We start from the raw sequence: 386 nt of genomic DNA, 5'->3' as shown, positions 1-386 counted from the left end.
CAATTACACCGAGCAGGTTGGTAAATTAACATTGCTAGACACACCAGGTCCAAATGAGGCTGGTCAGGAACATTTAAAACCAATGTTACGTGACCAACTTAAAAAAGCTTCCGCGATCCTCGCGGTGTTGGACTATACCCAGTTAAAATCAGATGCTGATGGTGTTGTAAGGAAAGAACTTCAAGATATTGCTGAAACTTGTGGCGATCGCTTATTTGTTTTAGTTAACAAATTTGATCAGCGAGACCGCAATGCTGATTCTGCAGAACAAATTCAACACTATGTGGCTGAGAATTTAATGGCGGGAGCAGTCGCACACGAAGCTGTATATCCAGTATCAGCAAGTCGTGCTTATTTAGCATCACGAGCAAAGATGGAGGTTAAAC

At 42.2% G+C, this 386-nt stretch carries 1 protein-coding gene; it reads left to right on the top strand.

Annotated features, from left to right (window positions below):
* Nucleotides 1–386, top strand: a 386-nt coding sequence (locus AAEZ02_RS21935; RefSeq protein WP_351125071.1) for a hypothetical protein, incomplete at both ends; no start/stop codon positions are given.

This window comes from Shewanella sp. T24-MNA-CIBAN-0130, from assembly GCF_040310185.1.
Lineage (GTDB): Bacteria > Pseudomonadota > Gammaproteobacteria > Enterobacterales > Shewanellaceae > Shewanella > Shewanella psychromarinicola.
This window is presented reverse-complemented; position numbering and strand designations above follow the sequence as displayed.